Origin of the sequence: Prevotella sp. lc2012, from assembly GCF_900107065.1 — a bacterium.
In the GTDB taxonomy this organism is placed as follows: domain Bacteria; phylum Bacteroidota; class Bacteroidia; order Bacteroidales; family Bacteroidaceae; genus Prevotella.
Genome location: NZ_FNUF01000001.1, coordinates 785,651 through 806,278, shown reverse-complemented (window position 1 = coordinate 806,278; position 20,628 = coordinate 785,651). Strand labels below are relative to the sequence as shown.

Genomic DNA, 20,628 nt, shown 5'->3' with positions numbered 1-20,628 from the left:
AATGACAGAATTTGAAAAGAAAGTAGCAGCCCTGCGAAAGCGTCATGAGGAACTCCTGAATCGTAAAAACGAGGTTATGGAGTGGGACTGTTCGAATTCACCATTCTGCTATGCGGAGAATGGCATTTATGAGAAGTATAAGAACCCTGTTTTGACAGCTGCACATATCCCCTTGGAGTGGAAATATGATTTTAATGAAAAAGATAATCCGTATCTGATGCAGCGTATTATGTGTAATGCGACATTAAACTCGGGTGCCATCAAGTGGAACGACAAGTATCTGCTTATCGTCCGAGTGGAAGGAGCGGATCGTAAGAGCTATTTTGCGGTTGCAGAATCGCCCAATGGCATCGATAATTTCCGCTTTTGGGAGGAACCTATTACCATGCCAGACGACGTGATTCCTGCAACCAATATTTATGATATGCGCATAACAAAGCATGAGGACGGTTGGATTTATGGCGTATTCTGTGCAGAACGCCATGATGATTCACAGCCAGGCAATCTCAGTGCTGCCACTGCCACTGCTGGTATTGCTCGTACAAAAGACTTGAAGACCTGGGAGCGCCTGCCAGACCTGAAGACAAAGAGTCAACAGCGTAATGTGGTACTCCATCCAGAATTCGTAGATGGCAAGTATGCCTTCTATACTCGTCCGCAAGACGGTTTTATTGATACCGGTTCAGGTGGAGGCATTGGGTGGGCACTGATCGATGATATTACCCATGCGGAGGTGAAGGAAGAAAAGATTATCAATGCGCGTCACTATCATACGATTACGGAAGTGAAGAACGGAGAAGGCCCGCATCCCATCAAAACCCCGAAGGGTTGGCTTCACTTGGCTCATGGTGTACGTGCTACGGCTGATGGTCTGCGTTATGTGTTGTATATGTATATGACCTCGTTGGACGACCCCACAAAGGTTATTGCACAACCGGGTGGCTATTTCCTTGTACCAGAAGGTTATGAGTATCTCGGTGATGTGATGAACGTGGCTTTTGCAAATGGTTGGATTGCTGATGAGGATGGACGGGTATTCATTTACTATGCCTCTGCTGATACACGTATGCATGTGGCAACATCAACAATCGATAGGCTAATTGATTACTGTATGAACACACCAGAGGATGGCTTGACGACCGCCGCTTCTGTTGAGACAATCAAAAAACTGATTGCCAAGAATCGCAACTCGTAAATTCAAATCATAAACTGTCAATCAAAACACATTATCAAAATGGCAAAGTCTAAGTTAATTGAAAAAATCGGTTATGGCTTCGGCGATATGTCGTCGTCGACTTTCTGGAAGATCTTTTCCTATTATCTTCCTTTCTTCTATTCGAATATCTTCGGGCTGTCGCTCTTGGATGCCGGTGTCCTCGTGCTAATTACTCGTATATGGGATGCGGTCTCAGATCCGATGATGGGTATTATCGCCGACCGTACCAATACCAAGTGGGGTAAGTATCGCCCCTTCCTGCTTTGGGTGGCTCCGTTGTTTTCCATCTGTGGTATTCTCTTGTTTACGACTCCGGACTGGAATTACGGTGCGAAACTCATCTGGGCATATGTTACTTATATCATGATGATGACTGTCTATACGGGCATTAATGTACCATACGGTGCTATGCTTGGTGTGATGACCGACGACTCAAATGAGAAGACCGTGTTTTCTTCTTTCCGTATGTTCTTTGCCTATGGCGGATCGTTCCTCGCCCTGTTTCTGTGGGAGCCGTTGACGAATATGTTTGGTGGCTACAATACTGCTAACGGGTGGTTCTGGGGAATGGTTGTTGTCGCCTCGGCCTGTTTCGTGATGTTCATTCTGTGTTTCCTCCTGACTAGGGAACATCTGAAGACCATCTCGACAGTGAGCGTTGGTTCAGACTTTAAGTCGCTTCTCTCTAATAAGCCGTGGTGGTTGTTGATAGGTGCCGCCTTGTGCTCTAATCTTTTCAATACAGTCCGTGGAGCCACGGTTGCCTATTTCTTCCAGGATATCATAGGCCCGGATGTTAATTTGGTGTTCTTCACGATTTCCTTCCTCTTCTACGCAGGCCTGTTCCTTGGTATCGGTGAGGTGTCTAATATGGTTGGTGTGGCACTCTGTGTCCCCATCGCTAATAAATTAGGAAAGAAGACAACCTTTATCTTTGTGAACGCAGCCTTGGTTGTGCTCAGTATCGCTTTTTTCTTTGTACCATGTACACCTGGCGGTTTCTGGACAATGTTGATTTTGCAGATTGTCATAAGTGTCTTTACTGGTATCATGTCGCCGCTGATTTGGAGTATGTATGCTGACGTCAGTGACTATGCAGAATTGAAGAATAAGACAGCATCTACGGGCCTGATTTTCTCTTCTGCTTCTATGGCGCAGAAGTTTGGTGGTGCCATCGGTGGTGCGGCTGTACTCTGGTTGCTTTCTGCCTTCGGCTATGTTACAGATGTAGATCAAGTGGCAGCCTCTGTGGCGCAACCCGAAAGTGCTTTGATGGTACTTCGCTGGCTGATGAGCTTTATCCCTGCTGCTGTCGCACTGATTGCAATCCTCGTAGCCTGGTTCTACCCATTAACGACGGAGCGTATTGAAGAGATTAATACGGAACTGAAAAAGGTCCGTTCCATAGAATAAATATAAAAGCCAAACAATGTGTTTTAAAATGATGAGCGTGGAGATGCAGGATGTTCTACAGCAGAACATCCTGCGCTTCTGGCTCGATAAAATGGTTGATATCGAGAATGGCGGCTTCTATGGCCGTATTGACGGACATGGTATACTACACCCTGAGGCAGAGAAAGGTGCTATCCTCAATGCCAGAATCTTATGGTCGTTCTCTGCTGCTTATCGGGTGATGGGCTGTCCGGAGTATTTGGAGGCTGCAACGCGCGCCAAACGGTATTTCATCGATCATTTTATTGATCCAGAGTATGGTGGGGTGTATTGGAGCGTGGATTATAAGGGACAGCCTCTTGATACAAAGAAACAGTTCTATGCCATTGGCTTCGCCATTTATGGCTTGTCGGAATATGCTCGTGCAACTGGTGATCAGGAGGCGCTTGACTATGCGCTTCAACTTTTTGACTGTATAGAAGAGCATGCATACGATCCTGTTTATAATGGTTATATTGAGGCATGTACACGGGAGTGGGCTGAGATTGCCGACATGCGGCTCTCGGAATATGATGCCAATTATCCGAAGTCCCAGAACACACATCTGCATATTATTGAACCGTATGCCAATCTTTATCGCGTATTGAAGAGCCAGTATCCTGATAACCCCGATACATTAGGGGGCAGTGTTTTCGCACCGCAATACGGCCCTATGGCTTATTACGAGGATGTTATCCGAGTCGGACGCGCATTGCGAAACATTATAGGCATCTTCACGGATAAGATTCTTAATCCAGAGACACATCATTTAGACCTTTTCTTTGATATGGACTGGACGCGTGGTGCTGGGCATTTGGAGAGCTATGGACATGATATCGAGTGCTCATGGCTGTTGCATGAGGCGGCCATTGTACTTGGCGACTCGGAGGTCCTGGCAAAGGTTGAACCCATTGTGCAGATGGTCGCAAAAGCATCGGAGAAAGGTTTGCGCCCTGATGGTTCGATGATCCATGAGGCAAATCTTGATACTGGACATGTCGATGATGATCTTCATTGGTGGGTACAAGCAGAGAATGTGGTCGGTTGGTTTAACCTCTATCAGCATTTCGATGATCAGGATGCCTTGGAAAAGGCACAGCGTTGTTGGGATTATATCAAGAAACAACTGATTGATTACGACAACGGTGAGTGGTATTGGAGCAGGCATGCCGATGGTTCACTTAATACCGATGATGATAAGGCTGGCTTCTGGAAATGCCCATATCATAACAGTCGTATGTGTCTGGAGCTGATTGAACGTACTGCGGAGATGTAGAAAAGTTTTTCTCGTAAAGAAATTGTTTTATAGAAGAATTCTTCGTATATTTGCACTCGTTATGAAAAAGTTACTACTATTAATTGTGATGATGTGTGCGGCAGCTCAGCTACCAGCACATAATGAATTCGGAGAACGACCGAAACTTGTTGTTGGAATTGTAGTGGATCAGATGCGATGGGATTACCTGTCGCGGTATTACGACCAATTTCAAGATGATGGTTTCCGAAGGCTGATAGACAAGGGCTTCTCTTGTAATAACTGTCTTATCAACTATGTGCCGACGGTGACAGCTATCGGACATACAAGTGCTTATACGGGAACGACACCGGCATTCCATGGTATCTGCGGTAATAATTTCTTTATAGATGGCGAACCCGTCTATTGCTGTGCTGATCAGACCGTGGAACCTGTGGGAACTGATAATGCAAAGCGTGGTAAGATGTCACCACGTAACCTGCTTTCTACGACCATTGGTGATCAACTTAGGATGCATACCGATTTCCGTTCGAAGGTTATAGGTGTCAGTTACAAGGACCGTGCGGCAATTCTTCCTGCCGGTCGCTCGTCGGATGCCGCTTTTTGGCTTGACATAGACAATGGCCAGTTTATCACCAGTACTTACTATATGGGGGAGTTGCCAGAGTGGGCGAAATCCTATAACCGGGAACTGAAAAAGAATAAGCGTATGCAGGAACTTGGAAAGAGAATCGGTTATGATCCGTTGTGCGGTACGATAACAACGGAGATGGCGATTGCGGCTCTGCAGGGAGAAAAGCTCGGTAAAGGTGAGGTGACGGACATGCTCTGCGTGAGTTATTCGCAGACGGATGTGATTGGTCATGAATGGGGCACACGCGGAGAGCATACCGATGGCGCTTATCTGCAGCTTGACAGAGATATTGCCCGCCTATTGAAAGCTCTTGACGATCAAGTCGGTGAGGGTAATTATCTTGTATTTCTGACCGCTGATCATGGTGCTGCGCACAACTATCAATATATGGAGGATCATAAGATGAATGGCGGTGCGTGGAAAGGTGACATCGAGATGTTTGGAAGTGGCCTGGAAGGGTATCTTAAGGAGACGTTGGGTGCTGACTTATCCGTCATCAACAGTGTCAACAGTTATCGCGTATTTCTAAACAAGAAACGTATAGTAGAATTAGGTTTGGAAGTACAGAAGGTTAAGGATGCTATTATTGGTTATGCGCGCCAGATGCCCCATGTGCAGTTTGTGATGGACTTTGAGAAGGTGAATACCTGGAGTGTACCCGATATTATCCGGAGCCGCGCCCTGCTCGGTTATCATCCCCGTCGTTCAGGTGATATACTGCTGGTGCTTGAAGCAGGATATTATGAGTTCTGGTCGAGTTCCTCTAAGACAGGTACAACGCATGGCGAATGGAATCCGTATGACGCACATATACCTCTGTTATTCTATGGCTGGAAGGTAGATCATGGATCAACAAGTCGTGAGGTGCATATCACGGATATTGCACCGACTGTATGCCAGATGTTACATATCCAGCAACCGAATGCGTGTATCGGTGAGGCAATTCCGGAAGTGGTAAGATAAGAAGAAAGATTTTTATAAATATTCGGAAGATTTACAAATATTATTTGTACCTTTGCAGCGATTTTGCGGCAAAGGTACTTTTGTATCTGTGTAACTGCTTAAGAACGAGGACAATATTGTTATAATAGTATAATTACTTATGAATTTTACTTTGTTGATTACCGTCTTGTTGACGGCTTTAACATTGGTGGTAGGGGCTTACGTTGTTGCCAAATTGATAGGACCACGATCCTACAATAAGGTGAAAGGTGAGCCCTACGAGTGTGGTATCCCCACACGAGGCACGTCATGGTTGCCTCTGAGCGTGGGATTCTACCTGTTTGCCATCCTATTCTTAATGTTCGACGTGGAGACAGTCTTTCTGTACCCGTGGGCAGTAGTCGTAAAAGACTTCGGTGCTCTTGCATTATTGAGTATTGGATTCTTTATGGTAGTATTGGTGTTGGGCCTGGCATATGCTTGGAAGAAAGGAGACTTGGAATGGAAGTGAGAAAGCCGAGAATCAAGAGTATTCCCTATGAGGAGTGGAACGACAATGCCTCATTGGAGAAGATCATCGAAGAACTCCATGAGGGAGGCGTTAACGTCGTTACAGGTTCTCTCGACCAATTGATTAACTGGGGACGAGCAAACTCGCTGTGGTCATTGACCTTTGCCACCTCTTGCTGTGGTATCGAGTTCATGGCCTGTGGCTGTGCCCGCTATGACTTTGCCCGATTTGGTTTTGAGGTGACTCGTAACTCTCCTCGTCAAGCTGACTTGATTATGTGTGCCGGAACGATTACTCATAAGATGGCGCCTGCTTTGAAGCGTCTATACGATGAGATGGCCGAGCCGAAGTATGTGATTGCTGTCGGTGGCTGCGCTATCAGCGGTGGCCCCTTCAAATCGAGCTATCATGTCGTAAAGGGTATCGAGGAGATCGTACCCGTTGATGTCTTTATCCCTGGCTGTCCTCCACGTCCTGAAGCTATTATGTATGGCATGATGCAGCTTCAGCGTAAAGTGAAGATTGAGAAGTTCTTTGGTGGTGCCAACCATAAGCAGACTCAGGAAGAGCGTGAGCTTGGCGTATCCAATGAAGAGCTCACATTCCGTCATAAGCTTGGTGATCATCGTCGTGAACCAATTGTGGTAACCGATGTCCCCCAGGATTTTGTTGAAGAGATGAAAACTGCGAGTGAGCAGGTTCGACCAGAGGTCAACCCTGCCCCGACAGAAGTAAAAGTAGAGGAGGACAAGGCATGAAATTAGAATTTCTATCATTCGATTTTGACAAGTTCGCCTCTGAGATGCAGAACTTGAAAGAGAAGAAACACTTCGACTACCTTGTTACCATTGTCGGAGAAGACTTTGGTGAAGAGGGACTCGGATGTGTCTATATTCTCGAGAATACTGATAACCATGAGCGTTGCTCGGTAAAGATGCTTGCCAAGACACAGATCTGTGGCGATGGCATGTCTTCCAATGGTACTGGTGTGACCGATGGTCAGTTGATCCCGTATATTCCTACTGTGTCAAACATCTGGCATGTCGCTGATCTGTTGGAACGTGAGGTCTATGATTTCTATGGGATAGTGTTCCTTGGGCATCCCGATATGCGCCGTCTGTTCCTTAGGAGTGACTTCAAGGGCCATCCTTTCCGTAAGGATTGGCAGTTTAATGATGAGTACACCCTGGAAGATGACGTTGAACCGGATTATGGCTTGGAGTATTATCTTGACAAGGATGGCCATCTCCAGTCTAAGCAGAATAAGCTTTTCGGTCCCGATGACTATGTTATTAACATCGGTCCGCAGCACCCTTCTACTCATGGTGTACTCCGTCTGCAGACAGTGCTCAACGGTGAGACGGTAAAGCGTGTATATCCACATCTTGGTTATATCCATCGTGGAATCGAGAAGATGTGTGAGAACATGACTTATCCCCAGACACTGGCATTGACCGATCGTCTGAACTACCTCTCTGCTATGATGCACCGTCATGCTTTGGTCGGTGTTATTGAGGAGGGCATGGGTGTCGAACTCACAGACCGCATCAAGTATATCCGCACCATCATGGATGAGCTTCAGCGTCTTGATTCGCATTTGCTGTATGTCGGTTGCTGTGCTCAGGATATGGGTGCTCTTACTGCATTCCTTTACTCTATGCGAGACCGTGAGCATGTGCTCAACTGCATGGAAGAGACGACGGGTGGACGATTGATACAGAACTACTACCGTATTGGTGGTCTTCAAGATGATATTGATCCGAACTTCGTGAAGAACGTGAAGGATCTGGTGAAATACATGAAGCCTATCATTCAGGAGTATGTTGATGTGTTCGGTGATAATATCATCACCCATAACCGTTTTGAGAAGGTCGGTCCTATGTCGCTTGAGGATTGTATCTCATATGCCGTGACGGGTCCTGCCGGACGCGCTTCTGGTTGGAAGAATGACGTTCGTAAGAACCATCCGTATGATATGTACAGTCAGGTGGAGTGGGAGCAGATCACGATGACCGGTTGTGACACGATGGATCGTTACACTTGTCACATTCAGGAGATGTACCAGAGTCTCCACATCATCGAGCAGCTCATCGACAATATCCCCGAGGGCGACTTCTATGTAAAGCAGAAGCCTATCATCAAGGTACCTGAGGGACAGTGGTATTTCTCGGTAGAGGGTGCCAGTGGTGAGTTTGGCGTATATCTCGATAGTCGTGGTGACAAGAGTCCATACCGTTTGAAGATGCGTCCGATGGGACTCTCGTTGACGGGGGCGCTCGATCCGATGTTGCGCGGACAGAAGATTGCCGACCTCGTGGCTACGGGTGCTGCTATTGACTTTGTTATTCCTGATATTGACAGATAGTCGGAGGATTGAAGAATTAAGAATTGAAAAATTGAAGTAATATGTTCGACTTTTCTATAGTTACACAATGGTTCGACGCTCTCCTTCGCGATACACTCGGTCTGGGAGATTTTCTGTCGATATTGATAGAGTGCGTACTGGTAGGTGCTGGTATCCTTGTGGGATATGCCCTCATCGCCATCGTACTGATATTCATGGAGCGTAAGGTATGTGCCTATTTCCAGTGCCGTCTGGGCCCGATGCGAGTTGGTTACTGGGGTTTGCTTCAGGTATTTGCCGATGTCTTGAAGATGCTCATTAAGGAGATCTTCTTCGTTGACAAGGCCGATAAGTTGCTTTATGCCGTGGCTCCGCTCTTGGTGATCATCGGTTCTGTTGGTGCCTTCTCGTTCCTTCCGTGGAATAATGGTGCTACAGTGCTTGACTTTAATGTGGGTATATTCCTGCTCACTGCCATTTCTTCGATTGGTGTGGTTGGAATCTTCCTTGCTGGCTGGGGTTCAAACAATAAATACTCTGTGGTCAGTGCCATGCGTGGTGCCGTACAGATGATTTCTTATGAAATGTCACTTTGCCTCTGTCTGATTACAGCTGTAATCCTGACGGGTACGATGCAGATGTCTGGTATCGTAGAGGCACAGACCGGTCCTTTCAAATGGCTGATCTTCCAGGGACATATTCCCGCTATCATCGCCTTCCTCGTGTTCCTCGTGGCAGGTAACGCAGAGGCAAACCGTGGTCCGTTCGATATGGCTGAGGCTGAGAGTGAGTTGACCGCTGGACACCACACCGAGTATTCGGGTATGGGCTTCGGCTTCTTCTACCTCGCAGAGTTCCTGAATCTCTTTATCATCGCAGGTATCGCTGCTACGGTATTCCTTGGTGGTTGGGCTCCTATTAACATCGGTGTTGATGCTTTCGACACTGTCATGAACTACATTCCTGGCATTGTATGGTTCATGGGTAAAGCCTTTGCTTTGGTTTGGGTACTGATGTGGATTAAGTGGACGTTCCCTCGTCTGCGTATTGACCAGATCCTGAAGTTGGAGTGGAAGTATCTGATGCCGCTTGGTCTTGTCAATCTTGTGTTGATGACTGTCATCGTGGCTCTTGGATGGTATATTAAATAAGGTATAGCAATGGAAGATAATAAATCATATTTCGAAGAAATCGGACATGCTGTCAAGACGTTGGCTACAGGCATGAAGGTTACTTGGAAGGAATATTTCAAGGACTTCTTCACCAACAAGTCAACAGAGCAGTATCCCGAGAACCGCAAGACCACACTTCACGTGGCTAAGCGTCATCGCGGTCGTTTGGTGTTCAAGCGCAACGAGGATGGCAGCTACAAGTGCACGGCTTGCACATTGTGCGAAAAGGCCTGTCCTAATGGAACCATCAAGATTACTGCTCACATGGCAGAGGATCCGGAGACGGGTAAGAAAAAGAAGGTGCTTGACGACTATCTGTACGATCTGGGCGACTGTATGTTCTGTCAGCTTTGTACGAACGCCTGCAACTTCGACGCAATCGAGTTTACAAATGATTTCGAGAATGCTGTGTTCAATCGCAACAGTCTGGTGCTCCACCTCGACAAGGAAGTCTATGAGGGTGGGTCTCTGCCCAATCTGCTTGACGGTGGTGCACCGCTGACAATCGGTAAGTTTAACACCAAAACGAAGTAACGATATGGCAAACTATGTAATGTTTCTCATTCTCGCCGTTGTCATACTCGGTTCTGCCGTGATGTGTGTGACGACGAAGCGTATCATGCGAGCCGCAACATTCCTGTTGTTTGTGCTCTTTGGCGTGGCAGGTCTTTATTTCCTGCTCGACTATACGTTCCTTGGTGCTGCTCAGATATCAGTATATGCCGGAGGCGTGACAATGCTCTATGTCTTCGCCATCCAACTGGTGGGTAAGCGCTCTCTTCAGGGACTCGTTGAACGGATGAAGGGCAGTCGTGTCATCTATGGTGCGATGCTCTCGCTGGTAGGTCTGGCTACCGTCCTGTTCGTACTGCTTAAGAACAAGTTTATGTATGCTGCCTGTCAGGTAGCCGATGTGGAAGTGCCGATGAAGGAAATCGGTATGTCGCTGCTCGGTACTGACAAGTACCAATATGTACTCCCCTTCGAGTTCATCTCAGTATTCCTGCTGGCATGTATTATTGGTGGTTTGGCAATCGCAAGAAAGGAGGAGAAGTAAGTTATGGTACCCGTACAGTATTATTTTATTCTCAGTGCACTGCTGTTTTTCATCGGTGTCTATGGCTTTATCAGCCGTCGTAATCTGATTGCGATGCTCATCTCTGTGGAGTTGATCCTCAATGCCGTAGAGATTAATTTCACTGCATTTAACCGTCTGTTGTTCCCCGGACAGCTCGAGGGCTTCTTCATGTCGCTCTTCGGTATCGGTGTGGCTGCAGCGGAGACGGCCGTGGCCATCGCCATTATTATCAATGTGTATCGCAACTTCAACAGCGATAATGTGGATAGTATTCAGAATATGAAACGATAGTTAAGGAGTTAAGAAGTAAAGACGTTAAGATTATGTTTAGTTACACGATATTTATTATGCTTCTGCCCCTGCTCTCGTTCATCGTTCTGGGCTTGGCTGGCATGAAGATGAAGCACAAGGTTGCTGGTCTGATCGGCACCTGTTCGCTTGCTCTCGTAACGATACTCTCTTATCTCACGGCTTTCCAGTATTTTGGAATGGATCGTGTGGATGGGGTTTATCAGACGGTTGTTCCGTATAATTTCACTTGGCTGCCGTTGGGCAAATTACATTTCGACTTGGGAATCCTGTTGGATCCAATCAGTGTTGTGATGCTGATCGTCATCTCTACGGTATCGCTGATGGTTCATATCTATTCATTCGGCTATATGCACGGTGAGAAGGGCTTCCAGCGTTACTATGCTTTCCTGAGTCTGTTCACGATGTCAATGTTGGGCTTGGTGCTTGCCACGAACATCTTCCAGATGTATATGTTCTGGGAACTTGTGGGTGTCAGCTCGTACCTGCTGATAGGTTTCTATTATCCGTTGAAGCCTGCTATTGCAGCCTCAAAGAAGGCCTTTATCGTGACTCGTTTTGCCGATATGTTCTTCCTGATCGGTATTCTGATGTTCGGCTATTTCACAGAGTCGTTCAGCTTCTCGTTTGCAGGGCATGGGGCAAATGTCGTTATGGGTGCGGGCACCACACCGTTTATTCCCGTGGATATCGTAAGGGCCCTGAGTGCAGGAGCCTTTATCCTTCCGACAGCTCTTACGCTGATGTTCATTGGAGGTGCTGGTAAGTCTGCCATGTTCCCGTTGCATATCTGGCTGCCTGATGCCATGGAAGGTCCGACACCTGTGTCGGCACTCATCCACGCTGCAACGATGGTGGTGGCAGGTGTGTTCCAGATTGCCCGTATGTTCCCGCTTTGGATCACCTTTGCGCCTCAAGCGCTGAGCATTGTGGTTTGGGTCGGTGTATTCACGGCGTTCTATGCAGCAGCAGTAGCCTGCGCGCAGAGCGACATCAAACGTGTGCTTGCCTTCTCGACCATCTCTCAGATCGCATTTATGATGGTGGCTCTGGGCGTGAGTCTGCCAGGCCATGGAACCATCTTTGACGATCATGCTCAGTTGGGTTATATGGCAGGTATGTTCCATCTGTTCACGCATGCCATGTTCAAGGCCTGTCTGTTCCTTGGTGCAGGATGTATCATCCATGCTGTCCATTCGAACGAGATGGCGCTGATGGGCGGTTTGCGTAAGTATATGCCTATCACTCATGTGACCTTCCTCATCTCCTGTCTGGCTATTGCAGGTATCCCGTTCTTCTCTGGTTTCTGTTCGAAGGATGAGATTATCACAGCCTGCTTCAGTTACAGTCCGGTGGTTGGTTGGATCATGACGGGTATCGCAGCCATGACAGCTTTCTATATGTTCCGTCTGTACTATGGTATCTTCTGGGGTACGGAAAACAAAGAGGCTCATGCACATCATACACCACATGAGGCTCCTTCATGTATGACTATACCTCTGATTGTGCTCAGTGTGATCACTGTTGGTGTCGGTATCTATTCCACGTTGGCAGGTTTCCTCGGATGGGGTGGCTCCTTCGGTAGTTTCGTATCTTCGACGGGAAAGGATTACACCATCCACTTTGATACACAGATCGCTGTTACCTCAACGGTTATTGCCATCCTGAGTATATGTCTCGCTACTTATATCTATAAAGGGGAGAGTCAGCCGATTGCTGACCGTCTGTATAAACAGTTCCCAAGATTGCATCGCGCAGCCTATAAACGCTTCTATCAAGACGAGATATGGCAGTTCGTTACGCACCGAATTATCTTTGCGCTCGTTTCTACGCCTATCGCCTGGTTCGACCGTCATATCGTTGATGGTACGTTCAACTTCCTGGCATGGGGTGCTAACGAAGCCGGTGAATCCATCCGTCCTTGGCAGAGTGGCGACGTGCGCCAGTATGCCGTCTGGTTCCTCACGGGTACGGTTGCATTATCATTAATCCTTTTATGCATCTAAAGATATGAGTATATTAAGTGTTTTCGTATTGATTCCCGCCCTGATGCTTCTGGGATTATGGCTTGCCAAGAATCTCAATCAGGTGCGTGGCGTGATGGTGGCAGGTGCATCGTGTCTGCTTGCCCTCTCCATATGGCTGACCATCTATTTCGTTCAGCAGCGTGCGGCAGGTAACTCTGCAGAGATGTTGCTGACATATAGCGTGTCCTGGTTCAAACCACTGAACATTGCTTATTCGGTGGGCGTCGATGGTATCTCGGTAGTGATGTTGCTGCTGTCGAGCATTATCGTGTTCACAGGAACCTTTGCCTCATGGCAGTTGAAGCCCATGACTAAAGAGTATTTCCTTTGGTTCACCCTTCTCTCGACGGGTGTGTTCGGTTTCTTCATCTCAACAGACCTCTTTACGATGTTCATGTTCTATGAGGTGGCCCTTATCCCGATGTACCTCCTGATAGGTGTCTGGGGCTCTGGTCGTAAGGAGTACTCTGCCATGAAGTTGACGCTGATGCTGATGGGAGGTTCTGCTCTGCTGATCCTCGGTCTGCTGGGCATCTACTTCTTTAATGGCCAGTACAGTGGCTCATACACCTTTGAGTTGACCACGATCGCAGCCAATCACTGCATCCCCGGTCACATCCAGAACATCTTCTTCCCGTTTATCTTTATCGGCTTCGGTGTGCTGGGAGCTCTGTTCCCGTTCCACACATGGTCACCCGACGGTCATGCCTCTGCGCCTACCGCCGTGTCCATGCTCCATGCTGGTGTGCTGATGAAGTTGGGAGGTTACGGCTGCTTCCGTGTGGCTATGTATCTGTTGCCTGAGGCTGCTCAGGATCTCTCGTGGATCTTCCTGATCCTGACCACTATCTCGGTCGTCTATGGTGCACTGTCTGCCTGTGTGCAGACCGACCTGAAGTATATCAATGCTTACTCTTCAGTGTCTCACTGTGGACTGGTGCTCTTCGCTCTTCTGATGATGAGTCAGACGGCTGTGACGGGTGCTATTCTCCAGATGCTCTCCCATGGTCTGATGACAGCCCTCTTCTTCGCACTGATCGGTATGATCTACGGTCGTACTCATACTCGTGATATCCGTGAACTGGCCGGCTTGATGAAGATTATGCCTTTCCTCTCTGTCGGCTATGTGATTGCCGGTCTGGCCAACCTCGGTCTTCCCGGTTTCTCTGGCTTTATTGCTGAGATGACTATCTTCGTCGGCTCGTTTGGAGCTCATCCGCTCTCTGGCGATCCCAACACGTCGTTCCGTATGGTTGCCACCATCATCGCCTGTATGTCGATTGTCGTTACGGCTGTCTATATCCTGCGTGTGGTTGGTAAGATCCTTTATGGTGAGGTAGAGAACAAGCACTACCTTGAGCTCACCGATGCTACATGGGATGAGCGCGTCGCAGTGATCTGCCTGATCTTCTGTGTGGCTGGTCTGGGTTGTGCACCTTTCGTGTTCAGCGATATGATCTCACCGGCTGCTGGTACGATCCTTCAGTCAATAGGTGTAATGTAAAAAAAGGAGGACTAAGATATGAATTATAGTGAATTCCTGAAAATGATGCCTGAGGCCTTCCTGGTTCTCTCGCTGATCATAGTTTTCTTTGGAGACTTCTTCCTGACGAAGGTAAAGGTTAAGGGATACCTCCTGCAATACCTGACGGTAGGCATGCTGGCCGTTACGGCAGTGGCAACGCTGGTATGTTCAGATCCTGTCACAGCATTTGGCGGATTGTATGTCAGCTCGCAGGCTGTCAATGTCATGAAAGTCATTCTCGCTTTTGGCACGATCATCGTCTGCATCATGGCCCAGCCATGGATTGTCAAGTCGGCCATGAAATTGGAGGGCGAGTTCTATATGCTGGTGCTGAGCACCCTGCTGGGTATGTTCGTCATGATGTCGAGCGGCAACTTCATGCTGTTCTTCCTCGGACTTGAGATGGCTTCGGTGCCCATGGCCTGTATGGTCGCTTTCGATAAGTGGAAGAAGGATTCTGCCGAGGGCGCTGCGAAGTATATCCTGACCGCCACATTCTCCAGTGGTGTGATGCTCTATGGCATCTCGTTTATCTATGCTGCTACAGGCACTCTCTATTTCGACGATGTGGCTGCAACGATCACCGCTTCTCCATTGGCGATTATCGGTCTTGTGTTCTTCTTCAGCGGATTGGGCTTTAAGATCTCACTCGTACCTTTCCACTTCTGGACGGCCGACACCTATCAGGGAGCGCCGACGCCTGTGACTGGTTATCTGAGTGTCATCTCTAAGGGTGCCGCTGCTCTCACGCTGTGTATCATCCTGATGAAGGTGTTCCAGCCGCTGGTAGCTTATTGGGAGTATCTGCTCTATATCGTGATCGTGCTCTCTATCACCGTGGCCAACCTGTTTGCCATCCGTCAGAGTGAGCTTAAGCGCTTCATGGCGTTCAGCTCTATCTCACAGGCCGGCTATATCATGCTTGCTGTGGTGGGCAACGGACAACTTGGTGTGGCTGCGCTGACCTATTATGTGCTTGTCTATATCGTTGCCAACATGGCGGTCTTCACCGTCATCAATGTTGTTGAGAGCAATCACAACGGACGTACTGATATGGCTGCTTATAACGGATTCTACCAGACCAACCCCAAGCTGTCGTTCCTGATGACACTGGCCTTGTTCTCTCTGGCAGGTATCCCGCCGTTCGCAGGTATGTTCTCGAAGTTCTTCGTGTTCATGGCTGCTGCTCAGCAGGGTAGTGCCGCTGCCTATTTCGTGGTGTTCATCGCACTGATCAATACGGTAGTGTCACTCTACTACTACCTGCTCATTGTGAAGGCCATGTATATCACCAAGACCGACACACCGCTGCCCGCTTTCCAGAGCGACCTCAGCACCAAGACGGCCCTGGCCCTTTGTACTGCGGGCATCGCCCTCTTTGGTATCGTCAGTTGTATCTATGAGTGGATTGCTGCCGCAGGGATTTAACCGCGAAAGTGAGTTGTCAACCATTAATATTAACAACTAGACATTAAGACTATGAATGAAGAGACGATGAATCCTGGAATGACGGGAATGTTCGTGAACCAAAGTATGAAGGACGACCTGCTGTGCTCTGCCAAGTGGATGGCGTTCCTTTGCATCATTGGATGCATTGGCGTTGTGCTGATGATCATCCTCGGCATTATCATATTAGCTGTTGGCTCTGCTAATTCAGTCATCGGGGCAGGCGCGGGTTTCCTCTACTTGATTCTCGCCGCCATCTACATCTACCCCCTCATCAAGGGCTTCCAGTTTGCCAACGGCACGAAGGCTGCCTGCCTCACTGACAATGCCAGTCAGTTGGCCCGTGGCTTCTCTGGCCTGAGCGCCATGCTGAAGTTCTTCGGCATCATCACGATTGTCATTCTGATTATCTACGCGATCGTGTTTATCGGTGCCTTGATCTTTGGCGCAGCCTTGATGAAGTCGTCTATTTAACGTAAGATACATCTTGTCCACGCCGAGGAACGCTAGTTCCTCGGCGTGACTTATATTCATCTCTAAAAGTAAAACAAGTTGTTTTTCTTTTGCAATCTAGTATCCTTTGTATCGTTAAGCAGATTCTTTAGGTTCTCATCCCTATAAAGTAATGCTTTCAATAGGCTTTTGTCTATTACTTAAGGAACTGCGGGGTGTAGCCTTTCTTCGACTTGGCAATCTGTTCCGGGGTGCCGACAGAGAGAACCTGTCCACCCTTACGACCGCCTTCCGGTCCCATGTCGATGATCCAGTCGGCCAGCTTGATGACATCGAGGTTATGCTCGATGATGATGACGGTGTTACCACGGTCCACCAGTTTCTGGAGCACATCCATCAGAATACGGATATCCTCGAAGTGGAGACCCGTCGTCGGCTCGTCGAGGATGTAAAGGGTCTTGCCGGTATCCCGCTTCGACAGTTCGGTGGCGAGCTTCACGCGCTGGCTCTCTCCGCCGGAGAGGGTGGTGGACGACTGCCCGAGCTTGATGTATCCCAGTCCGACATCCTGTATGGTCTTGATCTTACGGAGGATATCCGGTACGTTCTCGAAGAACTCCACGGCCTGGTTGATGGTCATGTCGAGCACGTCGGCGATCGACTTGCCCTTGTAGCGCACCTCGAGCGTCTCACGATTATAGCGTTTGCCATGACATTCCTCGCAGGGCACCTGGATATCCGGAAGGAAGTTCATCTCGATGGTCTTGTAACCGTTACCGCCACAGGCCTCGCAGCGCCCACCTTTCACGTTGAACGAGAAACGACCAGGCTTATAGCCTCGTATCTTGGCTTCGGGCAGGTTGACGAAGAGGCTCCTGATATCTGAGAAGACACCCGTATAGGTCGCCGGGTTGGAACGCGGCGTGCGCCCGATGGGCGACTGGTCTACGTTCACCACCTTGTCGATATGCTCCAAGCCCTCGATGCGATCGTAGGGCATGGGACGTTTCAGGGAACGGTAGAAATGATGTGAGAGGATGGGCTGCAGCGTCTCGTTGATAAGTGTGGACTTACCCGAGCCGCTGACACCTGTGACGAGGATGAGACAGCCGAGAGGGAACTCCACGTCGACGTGCTTGAGGTTATTGCCCGTGCATCCCAAAAGACGGAGACGCTTGCCGGAGCCCTTACGACGCTGCTGTGGCAGTTCGATCTTCTTCGTTCCGTTGAGGTATTGTGCCGTGACGGTATCGGTCTGCAGCATCTCCTGTGGGGTGCCTTGGAACACCACCTCACCGCCCTTGCGCCCGGCACGGGGACCGATGTCAACGATATAGTCGGCATTCAGCATCATGTCCTCGTCGTGTTCCACCACGATGACGGTGTTACCTAAGTCGCGGAGTTCCTTGAGCGACCTGATGAGTCGCTCGTTGTCGCGCTGATGCAGACCGATCGAGGGCTCGTCGAGGATGTAGAGCACGTTGACGAGTTGTGAGCCTATCTGTGTGGCAAGACGGATGCGCTGACTCTCACCGCCTGAGAGCGAGGCCGACTGGCGGTTGAGCGCCAGATAGTCGAGTCCGACCTCAAGCAGGAAGTCGAGTCGTGTCCGTATCTCCTTCAGTATCTCTGTCGCAATCTGCTGTTGCTGGTGGTCGAGGTGCTCCTCTACATGGTCAAGCCACTCACGCAGTTCGGCGATATCCATCGAAGCGAGCTCGGCGATGTTCTTGTCCCATATCTTATACGACAGTGCCTCTCTGTTCAGACGCTGACCGTGGCACTCGGGGCACTCGCACTCGGCGAGGAACTGGTCGGCCCATTTCTGTCCGGCGGCGGAGTCGTCGTTGTCCATGACGTTGCGCAGGTATTTGATGATACCGTCGAAGGCCACGAAGTAGTCGCTGGACGTGTGTACCAGTTCTTTGTCGATGCGTACGTTCTCGATAGCACCGTAGAGCACCTCACTGAGTGCCTCGTCAGAGATATCCTGAATAGGAGTCTTGAGACTATAGTCGTATTTCTTCAGAATGGCGTCGATCTGCCAGAAGATCATCTGGTTCTTGTATTTGCCCAGTGGAACGATACCGCCGTCGTGGATGTTGACCTTGCGGTCGGGGATCACTTTCTTCAGGTCGATCTGGTTGATGACACCCAGTCCTTTGCAGTGAGGACAGGCGCCCTGTGGTGAGTTGAAAGAGAAGTTATTGGGGGCGGGGTCGGAATAGCTGATGCCTGTCGTAGGACACATCAGTCGTTTGGAAAAGTACTTCACCTCTCCCTGTCCGCTTCCCTTGGAAGCAGCGTCGGTGACATCGAGGATCATGATCAGACCGTCGCCCTGTTTCATGGCGATGGCAACAGACTTCTTGAGGCGTTCCTCAGACATCTGAGCTCCACCTCCTTCGGAAGAGATAGCGGGGAGGCTCAGCTTATCGATGACCACCTCGATATCATGGTTCTTGTAGCGGTCCACCTTCATGCCTCTGACAATCTCCTTCATCTCGCCGTCTACCCGTATGTTCAGGTAGCCCTTGCGGCGCATGGCCTCGAAGAGCTCGCGGTAGTGTCCCTTACGACTGCGGACGAGTGGGGCCAGGATAAAGATCTTCCTACCGGCATAGTCGTGGATGATCATGTCGAGCACTTTCTCCTCCGTATATTTCACCATCTCCTCACCGGTGGCGTAGCTATAGGCCTTACCGGCCCTGGCGAAGAGCAGACGCAGGTAGTCGTATATCTCCGTCGTCGTGCCCACCGTGGAGCGCGGGTTCTTGTTGGTGGTTTTCTGCTCGATACTGATGACGGGCGACAGTCCTGTGATCTTATCCACGTCGGGGCGCTCCAGTCCTCCGAGGAAGTTACGGGCATAGGCAGAGAAGGTCTCGATATAGCGCCGCTGTCCTTCGGCATAGATGGTGTCGAAGGCCAGTGAGGACTTGCCGCTTCCGCTGAGTCCTGTGATGACGGTGAGAGACTGGCGCGGAATCTCTACGTCGATATTCTTCAGGTTATGTACACGGGCACCGTATACGTTGATCTTATCGTCTTCTCTTCTCATGTCTTAGTTCGTCGTCGTTCTTTCAGTATATCCCCTCAGCAGGTTCACGTCTCTGCGGATATGATAGGTCCGTCCGTCGGCCCCCTTGGCCTTGACGAGTACAAAGTATACGCCGTCTTTCACATCCTTCCCGTGGTAGGTGCCGTCCCATCCGTCGGCAGGGTCGGTCCACTCGTAGAGTTTCTGTCCCCAGCGGTTGAAGATGTAGGCATGGAACTCCACGAGACTCTGGTAGTCCTTAGCCTTGTAGATGTCGTTGATGCCGTCGCCGTTAGGTGAGAAGGCGTTGGGGAACGAGAGCTTACTCTCGCTGACGGTGACACGTATCACGACGGAGTCGAGACGCTCACCGGTGTCCCCCTTACTGACCAGGAGGGTGACTCTTGTCGTACCCGAGGTGGTGAAGGTGTATTGTGTGTTCTCCTCGTAGCGTACCATCAGATCCTTGGCCTCTCCCTCCATGCGGAAGTGCCACTCATAGGTGGGCGAGTAGTCTTCCATGGCGGTCGGATTGGCGCGGAAGGTCACCGTCAGCGGCGCCTGTCCTGCGAAATCCGTCGTTGTCTCCGTCTCCGTCCCGTCATCGTCGGTATAGATGGCCGTTGGGGCCACGGAGGGACGACTGCTCTGAGCTGGGCAGACGAAGGGGATCATAGCCGCGAAGAGGGGTAGGATGATCTGTCTTATTCTCATGTTTATGATAGTCAATTGAACGGCAAAGATACGAAGAAATGTGGGAATATGGAAGGATTTTTAGTTTTTTTCGCCCGACTATTTGATAAATAGGTGGACGGTTGTGGTGTCTGTGGCAACGACCAGACAGTTGCGGGGTGATGCCGCCTGCTCGTTACTCGTCGCCTGATTGTCAAGAAAGAATGCCTAAAAAAGTGCCCGTCTGAAGTTGTAAACCAGAACAGCCAGGGGGCCTCTTTTATCCTCTTTTTGCCCTGTTTTGGCGTATCCGGAGTGGAGAAGGGGACTACTTGGGGTACCCCCGGCATCTTACAGTCAAGGAGATAATCTCCACGACCGAAAGGAATGGCACTTACGAGAGAAGGAGATTATCTCTTATAGGGTATAGGGATCATCCCTTTCACTCGTGAACCCTATCTCCACGACTCATAGGCCCTATCTCCTTGACTGTAAACTCCTACCTCTGTGCGGTATTTGTGTAACTGGCTTATTTTCAGTCGAATACGGAAATGGTTCAAAACTCGCGCCTAC

At 49.3% G+C, this 20,628-nt stretch carries 17 protein-coding genes; 15 read left to right on the top strand and 2 right to left on the bottom strand.

Features of this window, described 5'->3' with window-relative positions:
- Position 1 precedes the first annotated feature (1 nt).
- The 15 genes from BLU99_RS03545 to BLU99_RS03475 all read left to right on the top strand — a co-directional run bounded on the left by BLU99_RS03545 (position 2) and on the right by BLU99_RS03475 (position 16,364).
- A complete protein-coding gene (locus BLU99_RS03545) occupies positions 2-1,195 on the top strand; it encodes a glycoside hydrolase family 130 protein (RefSeq protein ID WP_091899771.1) in 1,194 nt (397 codons plus the stop codon).
- Between the two features lie 39 nt (positions 1,196-1,234).
- Complete coding sequence (locus BLU99_RS03540; RefSeq protein ID WP_091899770.1) at positions 1,235-2,629, top strand: MFS transporter; 1,395 nt, start codon at positions 1,235-1,237, stop codon at positions 2,627-2,629.
- 16 nt (positions 2,630-2,645) lie between these two features.
- Positions 2,646-3,923, top strand: coding sequence for an AGE family epimerase/isomerase (locus tag BLU99_RS03535; protein WP_091899769.1), 1,278 nt, complete (start codon positions 2,646-2,648; stop codon positions 3,921-3,923).
- A gap of 61 nt (positions 3,924-3,984) precedes the next feature.
- Positions 3,985-5,499: an alkaline phosphatase family protein gene (locus BLU99_RS03530; protein ID WP_091899768.1), complete on the top strand. Its 1,515-nt coding sequence runs from the start codon at positions 3,985-3,987 to the stop codon at positions 5,497-5,499.
- A gap of 139 nt (positions 5,500-5,638) precedes the next feature.
- Positions 5,639-5,989: an NADH-quinone oxidoreductase subunit A gene (locus BLU99_RS03525; protein ID WP_091899767.1), complete on the top strand. Its 351-nt coding sequence runs from the start codon at positions 5,639-5,641 to the stop codon at positions 5,987-5,989.
- Entirely contained in the window at positions 5,980-6,747 is a 768-nt protein-coding gene (locus tag BLU99_RS03520) for an NADH-quinone oxidoreductase subunit B (RefSeq protein WP_255397427.1), read from the top strand. Before BLU99_RS03525 ends, BLU99_RS03520 begins: the two co-directional genes overlap by 10 nt.
- The gene (locus BLU99_RS03515; protein WP_091899766.1) at positions 6,744-8,354 is read left to right on the top strand and encodes an NADH-quinone oxidoreductase subunit D-related protein; all 1,611 of its coding nucleotides are present in this window, start codon (positions 6,744-6,746) and stop codon (positions 8,352-8,354) included. Before BLU99_RS03520 ends, BLU99_RS03515 begins: the two co-directional genes overlap by 4 nt.
- Before the next feature lie 41 nt (positions 8,355-8,395).
- The gene (gene nuoH, locus BLU99_RS03510; protein ID WP_091899765.1) at positions 8,396-9,484 is read left to right on the top strand and encodes an NADH-quinone oxidoreductase subunit NuoH; all 1,089 of its coding nucleotides are present in this window, start codon (positions 8,396-8,398) and stop codon (positions 9,482-9,484) included.
- Between the two features lie 9 nt (positions 9,485-9,493).
- Entirely contained in the window at positions 9,494-10,039 is a 546-nt protein-coding gene (locus tag BLU99_RS03505; protein WP_091899764.1) for a 4Fe-4S dicluster domain-containing protein, read from the top strand.
- Positions 10,040-10,043: 4 nt separating this feature from the next.
- On the top strand, positions 10,044-10,562 hold the full coding sequence (locus tag BLU99_RS03500) for an NADH-quinone oxidoreductase subunit J family protein (RefSeq protein ID WP_091899763.1): 519 nt from the start codon (positions 10,044-10,046) through the stop codon (positions 10,560-10,562).
- Positions 10,563-10,565: 3 nt separating this feature from the next.
- Positions 10,566-10,874, top strand: coding sequence for an NADH-quinone oxidoreductase subunit NuoK (nuoK, locus tag BLU99_RS03495; protein ID WP_091899762.1), 309 nt, complete (start codon positions 10,566-10,568; stop codon positions 10,872-10,874).
- Between the two features lie 32 nt (positions 10,875-10,906).
- Positions 10,907-12,898: an NADH-quinone oxidoreductase subunit L gene (gene nuoL, locus BLU99_RS03490; RefSeq protein WP_091899761.1), complete on the top strand. Its 1,992-nt coding sequence runs from the start codon at positions 10,907-10,909 to the stop codon at positions 12,896-12,898.
- A gap of 4 nt (positions 12,899-12,902) precedes the next feature.
- The gene (locus BLU99_RS03485; protein WP_091899760.1) at positions 12,903-14,423 is read left to right on the top strand and encodes a complex I subunit 4 family protein; all 1,521 of its coding nucleotides are present in this window, start codon (positions 12,903-12,905) and stop codon (positions 14,421-14,423) included.
- 18 nt (positions 14,424-14,441) lie between these two features.
- Positions 14,442-15,872, top strand: a complete 1,431-nt coding sequence (locus BLU99_RS03480; protein ID WP_091899759.1) for an NADH-quinone oxidoreductase subunit N — start codon at positions 14,442-14,444, stop codon at positions 15,870-15,872.
- Positions 15,873-15,923: 51 nt separating this feature from the next.
- Complete coding sequence (locus BLU99_RS03475) at positions 15,924-16,364, top strand: DUF5362 family protein (protein WP_091899758.1); 441 nt, start codon at positions 15,924-15,926, stop codon at positions 16,362-16,364.
- A 175-nt stretch (positions 16,365-16,539) separates the two neighbouring features.
- Here BLU99_RS03475 and uvrA read toward each other — a convergent pair whose 3' ends face one another.
- Together uvrA and BLU99_RS03465 are read right to left on the bottom strand one after the other, a co-directional pair.
- Entirely contained in the window at positions 16,540-19,404 is a 2,865-nt protein-coding gene (uvrA, locus tag BLU99_RS03470) for an excinuclease ABC subunit UvrA (protein WP_091899757.1), read from the bottom strand.
- 3 nt (positions 19,405-19,407) lie between these two features.
- Entirely contained in the window at positions 19,408-20,097 is a 690-nt protein-coding gene (locus BLU99_RS03465) for a gliding motility-associated C-terminal domain-containing protein (RefSeq protein WP_091899756.1), read from the bottom strand.
- Positions 20,098-20,628 lie beyond the last annotated feature (531 nt).

Excerpts from the sequence above, each read along its gene's own strand:
- BLU99_RS03545 (WP_091899771.1), top strand. The coding sequence starts at position 2 with ATGACAGAATTTGAAAAGAAAGTAGCAGCCCTGCGAAAGCGTCATGAG.
- BLU99_RS03540 (WP_091899770.1), top strand. The coding sequence starts at position 1,235 with ATGGCAAAGTCTAAGTTAATTGAAAAAATCGGTTATGGCTTCGGCGAT.
- BLU99_RS03535 (WP_091899769.1), top strand. The coding sequence starts at position 2,646 with ATGTGTTTTAAAATGATGAGCGTGGAGATGCAGGATGTTCTACAGCAG.
- BLU99_RS03530 (WP_091899768.1), top strand. The coding sequence starts at position 3,985 with ATGAAAAAGTTACTACTATTAATTGTGATGATGTGTGCGGCAGCTCAG.
- BLU99_RS03525 (WP_091899767.1), top strand. The coding sequence starts at position 5,639 with ATGAATTTTACTTTGTTGATTACCGTCTTGTTGACGGCTTTAACATTG.
- BLU99_RS03520 (WP_255397427.1), top strand. The coding sequence starts at position 5,980 with ATGGAAGTGAGAAAGCCGAGAATCAAGAGTATTCCCTATGAGGAGTGG.
- BLU99_RS03515 (WP_091899766.1), top strand. The coding sequence starts at position 6,744 with ATGAAATTAGAATTTCTATCATTCGATTTTGACAAGTTCGCCTCTGAG.
- nuoH (WP_091899765.1), top strand. The coding sequence starts at position 8,396 with ATGTTCGACTTTTCTATAGTTACACAATGGTTCGACGCTCTCCTTCGC.
- BLU99_RS03505 (WP_091899764.1), top strand. The coding sequence starts at position 9,494 with ATGGAAGATAATAAATCATATTTCGAAGAAATCGGACATGCTGTCAAG.
- BLU99_RS03500 (WP_091899763.1), top strand. The coding sequence starts at position 10,044 with ATGGCAAACTATGTAATGTTTCTCATTCTCGCCGTTGTCATACTCGGT.
- nuoK (WP_091899762.1), top strand. The coding sequence starts at position 10,566 with ATGGTACCCGTACAGTATTATTTTATTCTCAGTGCACTGCTGTTTTTC.
- nuoL (WP_091899761.1), top strand. The coding sequence starts at position 10,907 with ATGTTTAGTTACACGATATTTATTATGCTTCTGCCCCTGCTCTCGTTC.
- BLU99_RS03485 (WP_091899760.1), top strand. The coding sequence starts at position 12,903 with ATGAGTATATTAAGTGTTTTCGTATTGATTCCCGCCCTGATGCTTCTG.
- BLU99_RS03480 (WP_091899759.1), top strand. The coding sequence starts at position 14,442 with ATGAATTATAGTGAATTCCTGAAAATGATGCCTGAGGCCTTCCTGGTT.
- BLU99_RS03475 (WP_091899758.1), top strand. The coding sequence starts at position 15,924 with ATGAATGAAGAGACGATGAATCCTGGAATGACGGGAATGTTCGTGAAC.
- uvrA (WP_091899757.1), bottom strand. The coding sequence starts at position 19,404 with ATGAGAAGAGAAGACGATAAGATCAACGTATACGGTGCCCGTGTACAT.
- BLU99_RS03465 (WP_091899756.1), bottom strand. The coding sequence starts at position 20,097 with ATGAGAATAAGACAGATCATCCTACCCCTCTTCGCGGCTATGATCCCC.